Source organism: Neopusillimonas aromaticivorans, from assembly GCF_030344915.1.
Lineage (GTDB): Bacteria > Pseudomonadota > Gammaproteobacteria > Burkholderiales > Burkholderiaceae_B > Neopusillimonas > Neopusillimonas aromaticivorans.
Genome location: NZ_CP128233.1, coordinates 1,772,644 through 1,791,187 on the forward strand (window position 1 = coordinate 1,772,644; position 18,544 = coordinate 1,791,187).

21 protein-coding genes and 4 pseudogenes are annotated in these 18,544 nt (G+C 60.7%); 8 read left to right on the forward strand and 17 right to left on the reverse strand.

Annotated elements, in window-relative coordinates; all coding sequences use genetic code 11:
• Positions 1-10: 10 nt before the first annotated feature.
• Positions 11-1,488, reverse strand: a pseudogene (locus N7E01_RS18830) (DUF2868 domain-containing protein).
• Between the two features lie 141 nt (positions 1,489-1,629).
• On the opposite strand from N7E01_RS18830, the gene N7E01_RS09770 reads away from it, so the two are divergent.
• Positions 1,630-2,844 carry an NAD(P)/FAD-dependent oxidoreductase gene (locus N7E01_RS09770; RefSeq protein ID WP_289172749.1) on the forward strand — a complete coding sequence of 405 codons (1,215 nt, stop codon included), beginning with the start codon at positions 1,630-1,632 and terminating at the stop codon, positions 2,842-2,844.
• On the opposite strand, the gene N7E01_RS09775 is transcribed toward N7E01_RS09770, so the two are convergent.
• Positions 2,822-3,583 carry an MFS transporter gene (locus tag N7E01_RS09775; protein ID WP_289172750.1) on the reverse strand — a complete coding sequence of 254 codons (762 nt, stop codon included), beginning with the start codon at positions 3,581-3,583 and terminating at the stop codon, positions 2,822-2,824. The genes N7E01_RS09770 and N7E01_RS09775 overlap by 23 nt on opposite strands.
• 22 nt (positions 3,584-3,605) lie before the next feature.
• Positions 3,606-3,836, reverse strand: coding sequence for a hypothetical protein (locus tag N7E01_RS09780; RefSeq protein ID WP_289172751.1), 231 nt, complete (start codon positions 3,834-3,836; stop codon positions 3,606-3,608).
• 396 nt (positions 3,837-4,232) lie between these two features.
• On the opposite strand from N7E01_RS09780, the gene N7E01_RS09785 reads away from it, so the two are divergent.
• From N7E01_RS09785 to N7E01_RS09795, 3 genes and pseudogenes are all read left to right on the forward strand, one after another.
• Entirely contained in the window at positions 4,233-4,421 is a 189-nt protein-coding gene (locus N7E01_RS09785) for a hypothetical protein (RefSeq protein WP_289172752.1), read from the forward strand.
• Positions 4,382-4,996, forward strand: a pseudogene (locus N7E01_RS09790) (MFS transporter); the annotation flags it as partial. The gene N7E01_RS09785 and the pseudogene N7E01_RS09790, both read left to right, overlap by 40 nt.
• Before the next feature lie 74 nt (positions 4,997-5,070).
• Positions 5,071-5,463 (forward strand): hypothetical protein, encoded by a 393-nt coding sequence (locus tag N7E01_RS09795; RefSeq protein ID WP_350494822.1) that lies wholly within the window; start codon positions 5,071-5,073, stop codon positions 5,461-5,463.
• Between the two features lie 5 nt (positions 5,464-5,468).
• On the opposite strand, the gene N7E01_RS09800 is transcribed toward N7E01_RS09795, so the two are convergent.
• The 14 genes and pseudogenes from N7E01_RS09800 to N7E01_RS09865 form a co-directional block, all read right to left on the reverse strand.
• Positions 5,469-5,606, reverse strand: coding sequence for a hypothetical protein (locus tag N7E01_RS09800; protein WP_289172755.1), 138 nt, complete (start codon positions 5,604-5,606; stop codon positions 5,469-5,471).
• Positions 5,594-5,833 carry an EamA family transporter gene (locus N7E01_RS09805; protein WP_289172756.1) on the reverse strand — a complete coding sequence of 80 codons (240 nt, stop codon included), beginning with the start codon at positions 5,831-5,833 and terminating at the stop codon, positions 5,594-5,596. Before N7E01_RS09805 ends, N7E01_RS09800 begins: the two co-directional genes overlap by 13 nt.
• Positions 5,760-6,371, reverse strand: coding sequence for a DMT family transporter (locus tag N7E01_RS09810; RefSeq protein WP_289172757.1), 612 nt, complete (start codon positions 6,369-6,371; stop codon positions 5,760-5,762). The genes N7E01_RS09805 and N7E01_RS09810 overlap by 74 nt, the downstream gene beginning before the upstream one ends.
• Positions 6,372-6,384: 13 nt before the next feature.
• Positions 6,385-7,008 (reverse strand): TetR/AcrR family transcriptional regulator, encoded by a 624-nt coding sequence (locus tag N7E01_RS09815; RefSeq protein WP_289172758.1) that lies wholly within the window; start codon positions 7,006-7,008, stop codon positions 6,385-6,387.
• Between the two features lie 20 nt (positions 7,009-7,028).
• Positions 7,029-7,691, reverse strand: coding sequence for a glutathione S-transferase family protein (locus N7E01_RS09820; RefSeq protein WP_289172759.1), 663 nt, complete (start codon positions 7,689-7,691; stop codon positions 7,029-7,031).
• Between the two features lie 19 nt (positions 7,692-7,710).
• Entirely contained in the window at positions 7,711-8,100 is a 390-nt protein-coding gene (locus N7E01_RS09825) for a hypothetical protein (RefSeq protein ID WP_434089581.1), read from the reverse strand.
• Entirely contained in the window at positions 8,073-9,305 is a 1,233-nt protein-coding gene (locus N7E01_RS09830) for an AMP-binding protein (RefSeq protein ID WP_289172761.1), read from the reverse strand. The genes N7E01_RS09825 and N7E01_RS09830 overlap by 28 nt, the downstream gene beginning before the upstream one ends.
• Complete coding sequence (locus N7E01_RS09835; RefSeq protein WP_289172762.1) at positions 9,263-9,604, reverse strand: hypothetical protein; 342 nt, start codon at positions 9,602-9,604, stop codon at positions 9,263-9,265. The genes N7E01_RS09830 and N7E01_RS09835 overlap by 43 nt, the downstream gene beginning before the upstream one ends.
• A complete protein-coding gene (locus N7E01_RS09840) occupies positions 9,567-10,310 on the reverse strand; it encodes a zinc-binding dehydrogenase (protein ID WP_289172763.1) in 744 nt (247 codons plus the stop codon). Before N7E01_RS09840 ends, N7E01_RS09835 begins: the two co-directional genes overlap by 38 nt.
• A 24-nt stretch (positions 10,311-10,334) precedes the next feature.
• Positions 10,335-10,391 (reverse strand): annotated as a pseudogene (locus N7E01_RS19430) (hypothetical protein); the annotation flags it as partial.
• A 345-nt stretch (positions 10,392-10,736) separates the two neighbouring features.
• Positions 10,737-11,881: pseudogene (locus tag N7E01_RS09850) on the reverse strand (ABC transporter substrate-binding protein).
• Between the two features lie 104 nt (positions 11,882-11,985).
• Positions 11,986-12,471, reverse strand: a complete 486-nt coding sequence (locus N7E01_RS09855) for a flavin reductase family protein (protein WP_289172765.1) — start codon at positions 12,469-12,471, stop codon at positions 11,986-11,988.
• Positions 12,461-14,539, reverse strand: a complete 2,079-nt coding sequence (locus tag N7E01_RS09860) for an alpha/beta fold hydrolase (protein ID WP_289172766.1) — start codon at positions 14,537-14,539, stop codon at positions 12,461-12,463. Before N7E01_RS09860 ends, N7E01_RS09855 begins: the two co-directional genes overlap by 11 nt.
• Positions 14,536-15,576 (reverse strand): 2,5-dihydroxypyridine 5,6-dioxygenase NicX family protein, encoded by a 1,041-nt coding sequence (locus N7E01_RS09865; protein ID WP_289172768.1) that lies wholly within the window; start codon positions 15,574-15,576, stop codon positions 14,536-14,538. The genes N7E01_RS09860 and N7E01_RS09865 overlap by 4 nt, the downstream gene beginning before the upstream one ends.
• A gap of 375 nt (positions 15,577-15,951) precedes the next feature.
• Here N7E01_RS09865 and N7E01_RS09870 point away from each other — a divergent pair, with 375 nt between their 5' ends.
• Genes N7E01_RS09870 through N7E01_RS09885 form a run of 4 tightly spaced genes read left to right on the forward strand, consistent with a single transcriptional unit; the run spans position 15,952 to position 18,499 of the window.
• Positions 15,952-16,872, forward strand: a complete 921-nt coding sequence (locus tag N7E01_RS09870; protein ID WP_289172769.1) for a 5'-nucleotidase — start codon at positions 15,952-15,954, stop codon at positions 16,870-16,872.
• Between the two features lie 5 nt (positions 16,873-16,877).
• Positions 16,878-17,465 (forward strand): thioesterase II family protein, encoded by a 588-nt coding sequence (locus N7E01_RS09875; protein ID WP_289172770.1) that lies wholly within the window; start codon positions 16,878-16,880, stop codon positions 17,463-17,465.
• On the forward strand, positions 17,465-17,656 hold the full coding sequence (locus N7E01_RS09880) for a hypothetical protein (RefSeq protein WP_289172771.1): 192 nt from the start codon (positions 17,465-17,467) through the stop codon (positions 17,654-17,656). Before N7E01_RS09875 ends, N7E01_RS09880 begins: the two co-directional genes overlap by 1 nt.
• Positions 17,657-17,665: 9 nt before the next feature.
• Entirely contained in the window at positions 17,666-18,499 is an 834-nt protein-coding gene (locus N7E01_RS09885; RefSeq protein ID WP_289172772.1) for a 4'-phosphopantetheinyl transferase family protein, read from the forward strand.
• Positions 18,500-18,544 lie beyond the last annotated feature (45 nt).

Consider the following 18,544-nt stretch of genomic DNA (forward strand, 5'->3'; position numbering starts at 1 on the left):
GCGAAGTGCTTCAAAGAGGACGGGTAGAGGACAGAAACATGTCTGGCCCGACGTAAATGAGGGCTGGGTCGATGCCGGTGCGTTCGAGCTCGGCCCGCCAGAGCAGGCTGCGGTCGGCAGCGCCAGGGCGGGTGCCCGGAGGGCGGACAGTGCCAGTGCCGTTACCTGGTGTGCTGCCGGCATCCTGGTCCGCGCCCGTGGTCGGGGCTTTTTCGGCGAACGGCAGGATGACGATATGCAAATGTTTGCAAAGTTGCGACAGTGACTGCAAATAGAGCAGGATGCCTCGGTCTGGCGTCTGGCGACCGTCGCAGGCAACCACCAGGTGGTCGTACTGTCGGGTGGTCAGCGTGTTTTCCAGATCGATGCGCTGAGCGCGGGTGTCGATGCGGCCAAGGTCCTGGCCCAGTGTGACCAGGAGGGGCAGTGGCCAGTTGACATCATCGGGCAATTCAAGACCGATAACCGCATTGTGGCCTCCGGGCCGTGGCGTCGTGCTGCTGGTGCCGTCAGGTACGGTGCCAGCCTGATCAGGAGCAGGGGCGTCAATGCCGGTATTCCGGCTCTCGGGCATCAGGCGCGGGCGCAGTTCGGCCAGACCTGGCAGACTCAGGTCCAGTGTATATGTGCCCAGCCGCCACCGTGCCAATACCAGGCAGCCCAGTAACGCCAGCAGGCGTGGCAGCAGCCCCAGGTCACGACACAGCCTATCAGCCAGTGCGACCAGATCGGGCCCGCCTGGGGCAAGGCCACCGTGGCGCCGGTAACACTGTGCGCAATGATTTCGGGTGATGGCATGTCAAACCCGAGCAGTGACGGCAGCCCCCAGCAGATGCGTCAGAGCGGTAAAAAATCGGGTGACAGCAGGGTGGTTTCCCACTGAAAACCGTATTGCCGGGCAGAAAGTAGGCCAAGCAGCATCGCCAGCGCAGCCATCAGGGCCAGGCTCCAGAGGGTATGGGTCAGGCTGCCCAGCATCGGGGTCAGCGCGCGTGATCGTTGGGCGATCGACAGCAGGGCCTGCCCTGGCAAGAGCTGTGCCTGCGAGCGCGCCAGTTTTGCGGTCAGCCAAAGCCATATCCCGCCCAGGCCGGTGGGACGTGTGGAGGGCAAGGCCATCGAAACCAGCCAGAGCAGAAACATGACGGTATTGAGCCCGAGCAGGAGCACCAGCGCTTGCATCAGGTTAACCGGACGCGTGCCGTCGCCCAAGGCGCTCAGTGCCATGCCTGCGCCGCTAAAGATGGCCACGGCAACCAGCGCCAGTACAACCAGACGGGCGACGTTACGCCAGTGTCGCAACCGGGCCAGTTGCCCTTCGCGCGCACCCACCAGTTGCGCGCGTTTCAGAACGCGCGTGGCAATATCGCCGCCTGCCTGGCGTACCTGAAGGAGTTCTGCCTGATCGTCCAGCGGCCCATCGCGCGTTTCCTGCAGGCGCAGTGCCTCGGTAAGCCAGAGACGGTCAAAGGATGAGGCATTGAGCATTGGGGAGGGCGGGATGGGCAGAGTGATTCAGGGCAGGAAGGATAATAGGCCGGGCGAGGTGGGGCCGTCCAGTTGGATGCGTTATGCTTGGCGAATCAACCGGGCGTAATCGCCCGTTTTCGTCTAAAGGGAAAGTTTGTCGTGAAGAAAATTGTGGTGGTAGGTGGCGGGCACGCGGCGGCCCAGTTTTGCGCATCAATCAACGAAGCCGGGCAAGACGTTCAGGTGGTGCTGGTTACCGAAGAATGTTATTTGCCTTACCAGCGACCGCCGTTGTCAAAAACCTGGCTGAAAGATGAAGACCCGCAGCCGGCCTGGCTGCGTCCGGCCAGTTTTTATGCCGACAACACCATCGATGTGCACGTTAATACCTGTGTCAGTGCAATCGACCCGGCAGCGCATGCCATCACTTTAAGTTCTGGCGATCGCCTGTCATACGATACGCTGGTTCTGGCGACCGGGGCGCGGGCGCGCACGCTGCCGTTATTCGATGGCGGTTTTGGCAACGTCACGTCGGTACGTACGATTGCTGACGCCCGGCGCCTGCGTGAGCAGGTGGCCGCAGCCCGTCGCGTGGTCGTGGTGGGCGGCGGGTTTATCGGCCTTGAGGTCGCCGCTACGGCTGCCGGCCTGGGTAAACATGTGACCGTACTTGAAGCGGCCGACCGTTTGCTGGGCCGTTCGGTGTCACCCGAAATCTCGGACTGGTTGCTGCAGACCCACCAGGCCAATGGCATCACCATTGAATTGAATGCCCGTGCAGATCGCCTTGATGTGGTCGATGAAAAGGTTACAGGTATCTGGGTGGGTGATAAACAGTTTGCGGCCGATGTTGTCGTTCTTGCAGTGGGCAGCGAGCCCAATGTTGATCTTGCCCAAGCCGCAGGCCTGGCGTGTGATAACGGTGTGGTGGTCAATCCGTTCATGCAGACCAGCCAGCCTGATGTGTATGCCATTGGTGACTGTACCGCGTTCCCATCGGCGACGCTCGGTCGGCTGATTCGTCTTGAGTCGGTACAGAATGCCAATGACCAGGCCCGCTGCGCGGCGCGCAGTATTCTGGGTGACCCGGCACCCTATACGGCCATGCCCTGGTTCTGGTCAGAGCAGGGGGCGATTCGTATCCAGATTGCCGGCGTACCCGATGCGGGCCACGAGCGTGCCGTGCGGGGTGATCCGGCCAGCGGCAAGTTTTCGGTGCTTTATTTCGATGGAGATCGCCTGAGCTGCGTTGAAACGGTTAATGTGCCGATGGATCATATGGCGGCCCGGCGCCTGGTTGCCGAGCAGGTTGTGGTTGACCGGGCCCAGGCGCTTGACCCAGCAGTGGCCCTCAAGACGCTCGGTCAGGCGTGATGTGAAGGTTGCGGCCTGCGCCCATGCCGAACGTAAGCGAGCCGCAGGCCAGCAGCAGGTAGAACACTGCCACGGCATGCCAGTTGCCGGTGTATTCGTGCAGCATGCCCACAATGACCGGGCCGGTGGCGGCCACGGTATAGCCGACACCTTGCGACATGCCCGACAACGCGGCCGCTACTTGCGGGGTGGGCGAACGCAACACCAGCAGGGCAAGGGCCATGCTGAACACGCCGCCCAACCCCAGCCCCAGAATGGTGGACCACAGCCACATGCTTTGCAACGGTGCGTAAATGGTGGTCATGAGCCCTGTTACCGACAACGCGATCATCAGGGCGATGGTGCTGCGCTGGTCTTTGGCCCGGCTGGCCATGATGGGCGCGGCCAGCGAGGTGATCAGTTGCACACCCATGCAAATGGACAGCATGAACCCGGCCGCCAGTGGCGTCAGGCCGCGGTCGACCAGAATGACGGGCAGCCAGCCGAAAACGCAGTAGGCAATGGCCGATTGAATCCCCATGAACAGCGACACTTGCCAGGCCAGTGCGCTGCTGCGCAACCGGGGTAGTTTTGCCGAAGCGGCTGCGGGGTTGGCCTGGCCTGCTTTTGAATACGGCAGCCACAGGGCGATGGCGACGAACAGGGGAGATCCCAGAACACCAGGGCCCAGCGCCAGTCGCTGCCAGGAATGGACTCGATGGGCACAGTCAGGGCGGCTGCGACGGTAGCCCCCAGACACAGGGCAGTGGAGTACAGGCCCATCATGGCGCCGGCCTGGGCCGGGAAGTTCTTTTGATCAGGCTGGGCAACAGGACCATGACCACGCTGATGGCGGCACCTGAAATAAAGGTGCCGGCAAACAGCCCCACGGTTCCGAACAGGCTGCGCAAAATGATGCCCAGCGACAGCAGCGCCATCGCCAGCGTAACCAGTTGCTCGGCCGAGCGAAAGCGCAGTAATTTCGGAGCGAAGGGGCAAAAGCCCCGAAGCATAAAATGGGCAGTGTCAGCAGCAAGCCCACCTGGGTGCCTGACAGGTTCAGGCTGTGCCGGATGGATTCCACGACCGGGCCGACGCTGATCAGGGCCGAGCGCAGGTTGATCGAAATGAAGCAGATGGCAAATACCAGAAAAAGCTGGTTGCGGATGCTCGCCGGGTGTGGTGCGGTTTCGGAAACGGGGCGGGTTGCCTGGGTGGGAGATGGCATGGCAAAGTGTTTGAAGCGTTGTCTCAGGGGGTGGCCCCGCTTATGGGGCGCGTTTTTGTGGTTGCCACAAAATCTGTAGCAGTGGCATACCATAGCACCAGTGCGCTTACAGTGTGCTTTAATGCGGGCAGTTTTCGCATTACGTTACGAATTTTCATTCTCATCCAGCGGTTGTCTTGCCATGTCTACGCGTTCTTCCGGTTTGCCTCTTGCGTCTAACAGTTTTGCTTACATCACGTTTCTGGCGGGTGTTTGCGCGGCATTGCATGTCTGGAAGCTGCCTCCGGCATTGCCCGAATTGCAGCGCCAGTTGGGCATGACGCTGGTGGAATCGGGCTTTTTGCTGTCGCTGGTGCAGGTGGGGGGATGACCCTGGGGGTGCTGGTCGGGCTTATGGCTGAAAAAATCGGTTTGCGCCGCTGTGTGCTGGCCGGCTTGACCTTGCTGGCCTTCAGTTCGGCGGTGGGGCCATTGTTTGACAGCAAGTCAGCCTTGCTGTTGTCGCGGGGCATCGAGGGTCTGGGCTTTCTGATGGTGGTCATGCCGGCCCCGGGAATGATCCGGCGTATGGTTGAGCCGGCTTACCTGAGCCGGTTACTGGGGCTGTGGGGGGCGTATGTTCCGTTGGCCACCATTCTGGCCCTGGTGTTCGGTTCGTGGCTGCTAAGCGTCGCCAGCTGGCAGGTGTTGTGGTGGGTGCTGGCGTTGCTGACCGCGGTCATCGGTGTGGTGATTTACAGCAAGGTACCTCCTGACGCGGTCTATCGTGTTGCGGGTTCTGATGACCCGGCTGCGTCGAAAGCGCCCAGGGCGCTGGCGCTGGTCCGCCAGACGCTGACCAGCAAGAATGTCTGGCTGGTGACGCTGTGTGCCATGGTCTACGCGTCCCAGTGGATGGCCGTCGTCGGCTTCCTGCCGTCGATTTATGTGGCGGAAGGATTTTCGGGCACAACGGCGGGTCTGATGGCGGCACTGGTCGGTGGTTCGAATGCGCTGGGCAGCCTGGGGGCGGTCGCCTGGTGCACCGCGGGTTTCAGCCGCACAACCTCATCATCACGGCTTTTGTCACGATGTCGGTTTGCACGATTATTGCGTTCGGTGTGGGGGCACCCAGTTGGTTGCAACTGGTCATGGCCCTGATTTTTTCAGCGGTCGGCGGGCTGGTTCCGGGGAATATGTTTTTCCTGGCGTTGCAGATGTCGCCCTCGCGTGAGGCGACCTCCACGTCGGTCGGGCTGCTGCAGCAGTGCCTGTCGTTCGGCCAGTTCATTGGGCCGCCGATTGTGGCCTGGGTGGCGACACTGGCGGGTAACTGGCACATGACCTGGACGGTGTCGGTCGTGCTGTCTGCATTCGGGGTGTTCATGGCGCTGAGTCTGGGCAAGGCCATGCGAGCCCGCGCGTTGGTTTGACGCCATCAGGGTGGGGGTGGATGATCACCCGCCTTTTTCCCCAGCCTGACCCCGGTGGCCAGAAACGTGCCGGCCAGTACGATGCAGGCGCCCAGGATGATGCTCGGGGTCAGCGGCTCATCCAGAAAGATTACGCCCCACATGACGCCCATGGGGGTACCAGAAAGGTGACGGTCATGGTTTTGGTGGGGCCGACGCTGGCGAGCAGGCGAAACAAAATGACATAGGCCAGCCCGGTGCATAACACGCCCAGTGCGATGGCCGAGGCCCAGGCGGTAAGCGAGACATTGGCCGGGTCAGGCCAGGTCAGCAGGGCGAAAGGCAGGAAAATCAGCGCGGTGGTACCCACACTGCCGGCGGCGCTGGCCATCGCATCGACATTCTTCAGGTAAATGCTGGTGTAGCACGCGGCCGTGGCATAACACAGGGGCACCCAGCCCGGCCAGAATGGCCAGGAAATGCGCGCTGCCACTGCCCGTATCAGCCAGCAGGTCATCCGATACCAGCACCAGAATGCCGATGAACCCCAATATCAAACCGCCGATGCGCGGCAGTGTCATTTTTTCTTTGAGCCAGACCCGTGCAATCAGCCCGCCAAATAGCGGCGTCATGGCATTGAGAATGGCCAGCAGGCCCGAGGTCAGGTGAAAGGCCGCATAGGACAGCATCAGGAAGGGAAGGGCCGAATTGAACAGGCCGGCCACGGCGATGCGCTTGTAGTTTTGAACCAGACTGGTCATTTTGCCGAAGACAATGACCAGAACCATCAGGAAGGCGCCACCGGCAAAGGCACGGATTTCGACCATCGGAATCGAACCAATTTCCCGGATGGACAACAGCATGAACAGAAACGAGCCACTCCAGATGATGCTTAATAGAATGAGGTTGCGCAGGTCTTTGAGTGGCATAGTGGTTAAACGGTCATGAGATACGATGGCCGATTATAGGGAAATCAGGCGCACTGATGCCGTTCAGGAACAGTTCTGAAATCATGGTCGACAGATCGGCCGGTTTTATGGACCCCGAGGGCTTGTACCAGACCGGAATCCAGTTGGTCATGCCGAAATACAGCATGGCCATGGCGGTTACATTTTTGCGGCTGATTTCAATATCGGGGCGCAACGATTGGATCAGCAAGACGGCACGGTTGATGATGCGGTCCTGGATCTGGATGACCGACTTCATGGCGGGCTTGTTCAGGTAGCGCATTTGCGTCAGCAGCACCGTCATTTCTTCCGGCACGCGAATGTATTCATTGACCAGGGTAGTGGTGAAGGCTTGAAACTTTTCTTTCGGGGCAGATGCCGCTTCGATGGCCGCGTCGATTTTCCAGGCCAGGTCTTCGATTTTCCAGGTGATCAGGCTATACAGGATGGCGTGTTTTGAGCTGTGGTAGTGATACAGCGATGATTTTTTAACGCCGCATTGGGCGGCAATGTCTTCCAGCAGGGTTTCGCTGTAGCCCTGTTGGGCAAACAGCACGGCGGCTGCCCGCAAAATGTCTTTCTTTCGGTCTTCGTAATCAAGGGCGCGTGTGCGTGCCATGGTTATCTCGTGGTGAACACTCAGGACTTGCCCGATTGTCGGCGCAATTCCAGCCGGATGTCATTAATGACATGGGCGATGCTGGGGCGTGCGGCCAGTTTCTCAAGGTAAGCGGGCAAAGTGGGCAGGGCGGTGGCCATCAGGTCGCCGGCACCGACGAAGTGCAGGGCGCGCTGCACTGTGGTCAGGTGGGCCCAGGCCGTGGCGTCAGCCTGGCTGAAGGTGTCGCCGCACAGCCAGGGGTCAAACGAGGCCCGGCGCGCCAGAAACTTCAGGCCTTTTTCGGCCTGCTGGATGGCGCGGTCGGCTTGCCCGGTTTCCAGCGTGGCGCCCCAGAATGCTGCACCGTAAAGGTCTCTGACCGGCAGTTCGATGTACAGCTCAAGGTACTGAACCAGTTCACGGCAGCGTGCGCGATCGACGGGATGAACAGGGAACAGGCTGGGGGCGTCGCCCCGGGTTTCTTCCAGGTACTCGATGATCGCGGCAGATTCGTGCAGGCAATGCCCGTCGGGTGTTTGCAGCCACGGGATTTTCCCGGTGGGGCTGCCAGCCTGCGGCCACAGGTCCGCGGGCAGCGCATGCACCTCTTCGAAGGCCCGTCCTTGCTCAAGCAGGGCAATCTTGACCTTGTTGTAGTAGTTGCTTAGCGGAGTGCCGTGAAGACGCAAGAGGCTGCTCATGGGGTGCTCCGTAACCGGTTCAGGTAATGATCAGGCAGTCGCCTGCCGAGACGGGGCAATCGTACAGCCGTTTGACGGCATCGGCCCGCTTTTTCAGAACGCCGGACTGGTTAATGTAGCCTTTGTCGGTGATTTCGTTGTCATCAATATTGGGGGCGCTGTCCAGCAGCATGGCCCGGATGATGCGGGTGCTGCTTCCCGGGAAGTTGACGTTGTGCCGTTCAATGCCTTGACGTATGACATCCAGCAGCGGGCCATGACGGGCGATGTCGGCATCGCTGGCCTCGGCCAATTCCGGGAATTTCTTGCGAATTTGCGTTGTGTTCAGGAAAAACAGGGCACCCAGTTCGTCGCGGTCGTGGCCGGTCAGGACGGCATCGGTTACGAAGGGGTGAAGCTGGGGCAGCAGGTTGCCACGTACCGTGGCGACAGAAACCCAGTGCCGGTGGCCAGCTTGAAGTTCTCGGACAGTCGGCCGGCATACATCAGGCCGTCTTCCGGGTGGTCGGTATCGACGAAGGTCACGGCATCGCCGGTCAGCAGGAAGCCTTCGTCGTCGTAGCTTTTCTGGTTGGCGGCCGGGTCATTGAAATATCCGCGCGTGATGTTGGCCCCACGGAAGCGGATCTCGTAACGGTCATCCAGCGGTACCAGCTTGGCTTCGACGCCGGGCGCGGGCAGGCCCAGGGTGCCCAGCACTTTCGGGTTCCACCAGATCAGGGTGGCCGGCATGGTGGTTTCTGTTGAACCCAATGACGATGACACCGGAATGCGCCGGCCCGTGGCCTGGGCGCTGAATTGCTCGAGCTTGAGCAGGGTGTTGGGCGACAGCGAAGCCCCGCCGTACACGATGACTTGAAGGTTGGGGAAAATATCGTTGGCGATTTCAGGATCGTCTTCCATGGCGGCCACCAGCATGTCCAGCCCGCGCGGCACATTGGTCATGACGTTGGGCTTGATGGTGCGCAGGTTGTTGACTGTGCGGCCGATCAACTGGGGGACAGGCTTGCCGTCATCCAGATACAGGGTGCCCCCGTGGCGCAGTACCAGAGACAGGGCACCGTGGGCACCGGCCGTATGATTCCAGGGTAGCCAGTCCACCATGACCAGCGGTGCCTCGGAAAGGAAGGGCCATACCTGGTCCCACAGCACACCCGACGCGACGATATTGCGTTGGGTCATGATGACGGCTTTGGGGCTGCCTGTTGAGCCCGAAGTGAGCAGCAGGCGGGCGATGGTGTCAAGGTTGACCTTCGCGAAGGCCTCGTCAACCGCCGGGGTGGGCGGTGTCTGAAGCGCCTGATCCAGTGTAAACGCGCCTGTCGGGGCGTCGGTGTCACACAGCCAAATGGCGTTGGGCGTGTGCTCGCGGGCAACGGTCATGGCCTTGGCAAAGCGCTTGCCCGAGCTGGCATACACGAGGCCGGGCCCGAAACGCTGCGACAGGTCGGCGATCTTCCCGCAGGCTTCCGACATGAGACTGTAGGCGGGCGATACCGGCATGACGGGTACGCCGATTTGCATGGCGGCAAACTGCAGCAGGGCCTGGTTGATGCTGTTTTCGCTGAGGATCAGCAGGGGTGCCCGGCCGGCAGCTTCTGGTCCAGCAACCATTGCGACAGGGCATTGACCTTGGCCAGCGCCTGGGCGTAAGTCAGGCGCTCCCAATCGCCAGTTGCACCCATCTGGGCCAGAAATGTCTGTTCCGGGCGGCTGGCGGCGTGGCGGCGCAGGTATTCGCCGAGCTGTTGTACCGGCAGCGCATTGAGGGGTTGCGCATTGGACAGCAGTACGGTGCCGTCTGGACGGGTATCCAGCCGGATATCGACGGGCGCAAAATTGACGTTGCGAAAAGGCGCGTCGGGGCGAAGGGGTTCAATGGCCTGAATGGCTTCGGGGATATGACGGGTCATTGCTGCGGATTCCGTGAAAATCAGGGGCGCGAAAGCCCAGTAGTACCTTGGTGCCGCGCGGGGCACTGGAAAAACGTTCCCAGATGTCGGCGAACTGGCGTCCAGGCCATGTTTCGTGAGGCGAGGGCGTCAGGATGCCTTGGGCCATCAGGTCGAACATTTCCGCCATCTGGCGTGTGAAATGGCCGGTTTCCTGAATCAGCAGGCCACCGCAATACACCCCCATGATCGAGGCGCCTTTGAGCAGCAGCAGGTTGGTGGGAATTTTCGGGATCTGGCCGGCGGCAAAGCCGATGACCAGCAGGCGGCCACGCCAGGCCAGGTTACGTACGGCCGGTTCGGTGTACAGATCACCCACCGGATCGACCACGATGTCGGCGCCTTGTTTGCCCAGCATCTGACGCAAGCCGTCTTTCAGCGCCTCGGGTGCAACCGACAGGTGGGTGTCCGTGGCGGTGTCCGTGATATTCAGTGCCGTGCCGGCTCTCACCACCGTGAAGACATGGGCGCCATTGTGCCGGGCAATCTGTACGCAGGCTTTGCCAACCGCTCCGTTGGCCCCCAGGACCAGCACGCGATCGCCTGCGGCCAGTTGCGCGCGGTCAATCAGTCCGTGGTAGGCGGTCAGGTGTGAGTTGATTGAAGCGACCGCGTCTGCCGGTGCCAGGCCGTCAGGAATCTTGACCAGACGATGGGCCGGTGCCACCAGGTGCGTGGCCCATGCGCCGCAGACGCCACTGGAGACGACCCGGTCGCCCGGCGCAAAGCCTGTGACATGGTCGCCCACAGCGGTGACGGTACCGGCGGCATCAAAGCCGGGGTAAAGGGCAGTTCGGGCTTTTCCTGGTAACGGCCCTGAACCAGGAGGTGATCGGTGAAATTGAAAGCTGAACAGTCGATCGCAAGGCGCACTTCACCGGAGCCCAGGGGCGTTTCGGAAACGCCTTCAATAACGTGGATTTCAGGCGGGTTGCCGTAGGCGGTGCAGCGCAGGGCGAAGTCGTTGGAAGTCTGGCTCATGGGAAACAGGGTCGCAAGATTGGAGCGGGCACGCCGTTGCCGGCGTGCCCGGTGAACTACACGGAGAAAACGGGGGACGGGCAAACCGGCGGGTTTGCCCGAAGCCTGGCGCTTACTTGGCCAGAGCGAACTTGCCGTCTTTGACGGTAACCAGCTCGACGCCACGCTCGTCAAAGCCGCTGTGGTCTTCGGGTGTCATGTTGTAAACACCTTGTGTACCAGGGACTTCCTTGATTTTCTCAAGGGCGTCACGCAGGGCCACGCGGAATTCTTCAGTGCCGGGCTTGGCCACTTTGAGCGCCTCGGGAACCGCGGCTTGCAGCAGAATGCCGGCGTCCATCATGTTGCCGCCAAAGGTGGCGGGCTCGTTGCCGTGTGCTGCTTTATAGGCGTTGATGTAGTCAAGCGCGACTTTTTTGGACGGGTTGCTTTCAGGGACGTCGTTGGGCACCAGCATGACGCTGCCGCCCAGGATGGTGCCTTCAACCTTGGGGCCGCCCAGTTTGATGAACTCGGTCAGCGCTGCACCGTGGGTTTGGTAGAACGTGCCTTTGTAGTTCATGTCAGTGAGTGTGACCTGGGGCAGTACAGCGGGGCCGCCAGGGCCGCGATGAGGACTGCGTCGGGCTTGGCTGACAGTACGCGCAGGGCCTGACCGGTGACTGACGTGTCAGGGCGCTTGAAGCGTTCGTTGGCAACGATTTCAATGCCACGCTCTTTGGCCGCGTCAGAGGCCACTTTGAACCAGGTTTCACCAAAGGTGTCGCCGGTGCCGATGAAGCCGATTTTCTTGACGCCGTTGGCTTTCATGTGGTCGAACAGTTTGTTGGCGACCAGACCATCGTTTTGCGTGGTTTTGAAGATCCAGCGGCGTTTTTCGTCCATGGGCAGAACGATGGCAATGGTGCCTACCGGTGCCAGGACGGGTAGCTTGGCTTCGGCGGCGAAGTCAAGGATGGCCATGGCGTTGGGTGAGCTTGAAGGCCCGGCCAGAACGTCGATTTTTTCTTCAGAAATCAGTTTCTTGATGAGGGTGACGGATTGCGAAGGGTCGCTGGCATCGTCAAATGCGATGTATTCGACTTTTTCCCCGCCAATTTCGGTCGGCATGAGCTGGATGGTGTTCTTTTGGGGAATACCGATTAGCGATACGGGACCGGTGGACGAGGTAATGACACCGACTTTGAGTTGGGCGTGTGCCGAAGCGGCAAATGCCAGACCGGCGACCACGGCGAGCAGGGTCTTTTTCAGTTGCATGTAGGAGGTCTCCTGATTACGTTTGGTTAAGGTGAGAAAGACTCTGCCATCTTAGCGGGTCTTTCTGTCCTGGGCTATTAGTGAAATCCTGCCCTTTGTTCGACTCATGCGTCGGGTGTTGCGCTGGCATAACGACCCTTCCAGTACACCAGCGGAGGGCCTTCATGGTGGGTGAACCGGCTGACCCGACCAAGAATGATGTCGTGGTCACCGGCTTCGATCAGGGCATGGGTGTCGCATTCGAACGCGGCCAGTGCGCCGTCAATGAGCGGCAGGCCGTCGTCGGAGACCGAACAGGCCATACCGTCAAAGCGGTGTTCGATGGGCCCGGTCATTTGCTGGGCCACCTGCTTTTGATCGTGCGCCAGAATATTGACGACGAATCGCCCCTGCTGGCTGATGATCTGGTGCGCCGTTGAGCCCCGAATGACATTCCAGCTGATCAGCGGCGGGTCCATCGAGACACTGACAAATGAATTAATGGTCAGGCCATAGGGCGCACCCTGTGTGTCGAGGGTGGTGATGACCGCAATGCCGGTGGCAAAGCGGCCAAAGGCCTGACGCAGTTCGGGTTTGTGGTTATTCGTCATCACGTTCGCCTTCCTTGTAAAGCAGGCCATAGCCCAGACGGTCAATGCAGATTTCGGCCGTCCAGGGCAGCATCAGGGCACCGCAGCGGCTGTCGCGGAACAAACGTTCAAGCGGGAATGTTTTCAGCATGGCCTGGCCTCCGCAGACGCGTACGGCCATGGATGTGATTTCAGCACAGTATTCCATGACGGTGTACTGGCAGGCAAAGGCGCGTGAACGTTCTTCGCGGCTGGGGCGGCGCTTGAACTCCGACGTGACGCGATGGAACAATGCCCAGGCCTGTTGCAGCTTGATGTACATCTCGGCGATGGCGTGTTGTTTGGTCGGGTACATGCGACGCTTGACGTTGACACCCGCAACGTCGCCGCGCAGGTAGGCAACGGCAAAGTCGTATGCGGCCTGCGCCACACCCATGTAGGTGGGGGTGAGGGTCATGAACATGTGCGGGTACTGCGAAGCCGCCTTGATGTAAATGCCGCGCGGCATGAGCTGGGCAGTTTCGGGGACCAGAACGTCTTTGAAAATCAGTGTGCGTGACACGGTGCCGCGCATGCCCAGCGGGTCCCAGTCGCCCACTACGGAAACGCCGGGGGCGTCGGCCGGGATGGCCATGAACAGGGTGTCGGCCAGGGTGGCACCGGGGACGTCGTCGGTACACAGTACGCCGTAGTAGTCCGCATGGCCGGACAGTGAAGCGAAAATTTTCTTGCCGTTCAGTACCCAGCCATCGGCGGTACGGGTCGCGGTGGTGCCAAAAGCGTGTTTGCCGGCGGCGGCGCCACTGCCTTCCGAAAACGGTTGCGAGTAGATTTTGCCGGCCAGCATGTTGCCGTAATGAATGCGGCGGTTTGCTTCGTGAGCCTCACGCTCTTCGTCGGTCAGCTCCATGGCGTCGATCATGTCGGCGGTCCAGAGCGAGTTGGCGTTGTGCATGTTGAAGGTGTTGGCCGTGTTGCCACAGTAGTAGGCAATGCGGCTGGCGACCAGGGTGTAGGTACGGTAGTCGGCACCCAGACCGCCCAGGCGTTTGGGAACGCACAGTCCCAGGAAGCCCATTTCTTTCAGGTCGTCGTAGTTTTCAGTGGGGAAACTGGCTTCGCGGTCGTATTTGAAGGCGCGTTCGGCCCATTTGACGCCATATTCGTCAACTTTGGCGATAAGTGCTTTTTGTTCGGCCGTAAGGGGCAGGCCGTTGAAGTGTGCGTTGGCGTCGGCGGAGTGGGCGTATTCGGCGAGGTAGCTGCTGTCCATGATGGGTGTCCGGTATCGGGTTGAACGTAAGTCGGTTGTCAGGGGTGCTGCGCCAGGAAGGCGTCCACGACCTGATTGAAGCGTTGCGGGTTTTCGAGGTTGGCCATGTGCTTGACGCCTGCCAGTTCCTGAAATTGTGCATTGGGCATGCTGTCGGCCATGCGTTTCATGCCCTTGGGCGGAGCACTGGTTGTCGAGTTCACCGGCCAGCAGCAGGGTGGGCGCGGAGATGCGCTCCAGGTCTGCCTTGCGGTTGAACGTGACCAGCAGGCGCATGTAGTCGATATAGCGCTCTTTTTCGATCTGGCTTGCACTGATCAGGGCAAGCTGGCGCATGGGTTCGGTGATGTTCGGGCCCATGAAGCCGGCCAGCATGTCGGGGGCCGCCTGGGCAAAGCTGTCGTATTTGCCCAGCGGTTCGGTGCGCTGGCGCAGGAAGTCTTCTTGCCAGTGCGGGTCGGTGCTGCCAAACCCGGCGCTGGTGGCCGACAAAATCAGGCTGGCGACGCGGTCGGGATGCTGGTGGTAGAACGACTGCGCCACCATGCCGCCGATCGAGTGACCCAGCAGGTGTATACGCGGCAAGCCCAGTGTGTCGAGCATGTCGGCCAGTGCTGTGGCTAATGATGGCCAGTCGAGGGACTCCAGCGCGGGCGATGTGCCGTAACCCGGGGCTGTCCAGGCAATGGTCTGGCGCGTGCGCCCGAAGTGGGCCAGTTGGGGCAGCCAGACATCGGCGGTTGAACCCATGCCGTGCAGCAGCACCAATGGGGTGCCACCGATGCCATGGCTTAGCCAGGAAGGTGTGCTGTTCATTTGAAAACGTCGTCGCAGAGTTTGCCCTGATCAACCACCGTGACCCCATCGAGTGCCACAGTGCAGTGGCGCAGTGGCAGGTCGAAGTGCCCCAGGGTGTGTCGGCCCGCCACATCGTTGGCGCCGGTCGAGTACAGGAAGTTGCCGGCAAATGCGCGCAGTTCGGTGCCGTTGGTGTCTGCTTTGTCGAACATCTGCAGGGCATCCCAGCGGGCACTGGGGTTCATGCCCCAGCCGACGTGGCTGACGGCGTAAGCGTCGCGGTCTTGCCAGGCTTCCATATAGCTGCGCATGAGTTCGGCATCCAGGTTTTTGCCCTCGATGCGGGTGACGTAGTCATTCTCGATGTGCAGGGTGACAGGTTGTTCGAGGTAACGCTTGAAGGTCAGGTTGACGTCGCCGGTGTCCATAACCAGCGTACCGTTGACGCTGTTGGCTGCCGGGAAGGCCAGGCAGATGCCGCCGGGCCAGTGCTGCACCAGGCCCGGGCGATCAGCGCCGCCCCAGACCCCGCCGACTTTGGCGTTTTCGAGGTTGATGGTCAGGTTCGTGCCTGCGGCCGAGGTGACTGTCATGACTTTGGCGTTGGCCAGCATCTTGACGCCTTTTTTCACGGGAGCGGTCAGGTCAAGGTCGGTGGTCAGACGCTCAAGCGTTTCGGGGTGTTCGTTGCTGACCATGAGCACCCGTGCGCCGGAACCCAGAATGCCCGGCAGCTCGGGTGAGTGCAACAGCCCTTCGACCGTCAGGTCAACCACCAGCCCGGGGCCTGACAGGGCATTGATGACCGGGGGCATGTTCTGGATGACGTGTGATGCGCCTGTGGAGCGTACCGGCACCGGCGTGTTGATGGGCAGGGACGGAACCGTGATTTGCACCGGTACCGCACCCATGCGGGCCAGCGCCAGTTCGGCCAGCTGGACATTGATGCTGCGGCTTTCGGTTTCGGTGAGCAGGCGAACGATTTCGCCGGATTCGACCTTGCATTTCCGAAACATCGTTTCGAAAGCGCGAATCCATTTTTCCTGAATCTTCATCGTGACGGGCTCCGGGCGTGCTTTGTTTTATAAATAGTCTGATGAGTCGAATATTAGTTCGCGAAAGATATTCGGGTCAATACAATAATGTATTAATTTTGCTTGGGGTTTTTACCTATTAATAGTCTGACTGGACTGTTTTATGCATGAATTTGAGAGCAGCTTGAGCAGGTGTCTTATCGGCGCGATACGTTCTGCAGATGACTCTGCGATGTGTGGTGCAGACGCCTTGAAAGCCGATGGGGCAGTCGGGCATTGATGTGTCGTTCAGGCTTCGCGAAGGCGTGGTGCCGGTCGCGCGTGGTGTCGTCTTGCGAATGGCTGCAATACTGTTATAAACAGTGGTTAACCGCAATTTTTCCGGCAGGAGCCCTCATGGCGTATGACTTCAACGAATATCTGGTCATCGGTATTTCGTCGCGTGCCTTGTTCAACCTGGATGCCGAACACGCCATCTTCGTCAATGAGGGCCTTGAGGCGTATGCCCGCCATCAGCTTGAACATGAGGATGATCCGCTGTCGCCGGGTTCGGCCTTCCCGTTGGTCAAGGCGATTCTGAATTTGAACACCCTCGTTCCTGGCAGTCGCAAGACGGAAGTGGTGGTGATGTCGCGCAACAGTGCCGAAACCAGTTTGCGGATCTTCAATTCCATCGCGCATCACGGGTTGGACATCACCCGTGCGGCGCTCAGCGGCGGCGAAACCACCGCGCGCTATCTGGCGGCTTACGGTGTTGACTTGTTTCTGTCGGCCGATGATTCGGATGTACAGACGGCGATTGATGCCGGGATTGCCGCCGCCCGCATTTACAGCGTGCCCGAAGAGCATGAAACGGTGCCCGACCAGATCCGTATTGCATTCGATGGTGATGCGGTGCTGTTTTCCGATGAGTCGGAACGCATCTACAAAGAGCGCGGGCTTGAAGCGTTCATTCAGCACGAGCGTGACAACGCCCGCAAGCCCATGGCCGAAGGCCCGTTCGCCAAACTGTTGAAAACGTTGTCGTATCTGCAGTTTGATGTTGATTTGCCGCGTGCGCCCATCCGGACAGCCTTGATTACCGCGCGTAACGGGCCGGCGCATGAGCGGGTCATCCGGACGCTTCGTGCCTGGAATGTACGGGTGGATGAAGCCCATTTTTTGGGTGGCGCATCCAAGGCACCGGTGTTGCAGGCGTTTCAGCCGCATATCTTCTTTGATGACCAGCACCATCACCTTCAGGAAGCCTCCCGGACCATGCCGGTGGCCCATGTGCCGTATCGGAAAACCCCGCCGGCGACGCCCGCAGAGGGCTGACATACATGGTTCTTTTCAATCGCGCGCACACGGCCGAGCAGGCACCTCTGGTTGTCGTGCTTCCCCATGCCGGGGCCTCGGCCTACCAATTTGGCGCCCTGGCCCGTCATCTTCCGTCTGGCTGGTCGGTTCAATGTCTTGAGTTACCGGGGCGCGGGCGTCGGGTCCGGGAGCCCTTCGTTATCGACTTTGATGCGGCGGTCACCGATATCAATAATCGACTCTTTGGACTGGAAAATCGGCCCTGGGTGTTGCTGGGACACAGCCTGGGGGCCCATCTTGGGATGGCCGTGTTGCGCAGGCGCCAGGCCGCCGGGCAATCGCTGCCCCTGGTGTTTTTTCCATCCGGGGCGGTGGCCCCTTCGGCGTATGCCATTAACCCGGTGGCGAGCCTTCCCTCTGACACCTTCTGGGAAAAAATCAGCCAGTTTGGCGGTGTGCCTGAGGCGGTGCTGGCGGATGCCGAGTATCGTCAGTATTTCGAAACGATTCTGCGTCATGACCTGGCATTGCTGGAACAGGCCCCGATTTACGCGATGCCGGTGGCGAACCGCACCCCGCTGTCACCCTGGCGGTGCCGGTGGTGGTGTTGATGGGAGATGCCGACGCCGCCGCTTCGCGGGCCTCCAGCTGGCAGGCTGAAACCGCTTTTCCGCTGGCGGTCGAACCGTTTGCCGGCGGCCATTTTTACCTTTTCGAGGTCTGGCCAGCCGTGGCTGAAGTCATTGTCCGTCACGGCAGCGCGCGCGGGGTGACTGGCAGGGTTACCTGTCCGGCAGGCTGAAGAGTGACCGTGCAGGTTGATCTTTATGTGGCAGCCGTACCGGCTGACATTCCGGCCTGGGTGATGCAGCGGCTTGACGCCTCAGAGCAGGCCCGCGCCCTACGCCTTGTGCAGGCCGTTGACCGACGTGCTTACGTGACGGCCCACGGGCTGCTGCATCTTGCTCTGGATCGCGCCGCCATCGCGCCGGATAAGCGCAGGTTTGAAACGGGTGCTTTTGGCAAACCTCACCTCGTCGGGGTGGATTGTCCCGTTCACTTCAATCTGTCGCACTGCCGCGCGTGGGTGGCGGTGGCTGTTTCACGGTGTGGCGAGGTGGGGGTCGATATTGAAACAGATGACCGTGTGTGGATGCTTGCCGGGATGGATGACGCCTGGTTGTCATCGTCAGAGTGTGACGATCTGGATGAAAGCGTGTCGTCAGGACCGGAGTGCTACTCGGGCGAGACGCCAGCGCATGGTCGACCAGAGGAGGCGGCTGGGGGTATCGGGTCGCCAGGGGCGGTGCTGCCGGCTGCAGCGCAGCGTCTGGCGTGGTGGGTGGCCAAAGAGGCACTGGTCAAGGCGGCAGGACTGGGGTTGCACCAGCCTTTGTCAGATCTGACGCTGCCGCAGGTAACCGGCCCGGGCTGGTATCAGGCCACGCAGTTGCCGTTGGCCTTTGGTCCGCCAGGGTCGGCGGCCTGGCCCTGGCGTCTGTGGCACAGCGATAATTTCTGGCTGGGTCTGGCACTAAAGCACGGCGGCGGGGCGTTGCCCGGTGTCCGGTTGCAGCGGGTGGCTTTCACGCCCGATGGTCCGCACTTTTCACCGGCTATGGTGTTGCCGGAGACAGCGCTATAGCCGGTGACGGTGTTGCCACAGGTGAAGCCACTACTGCCGTGTGTA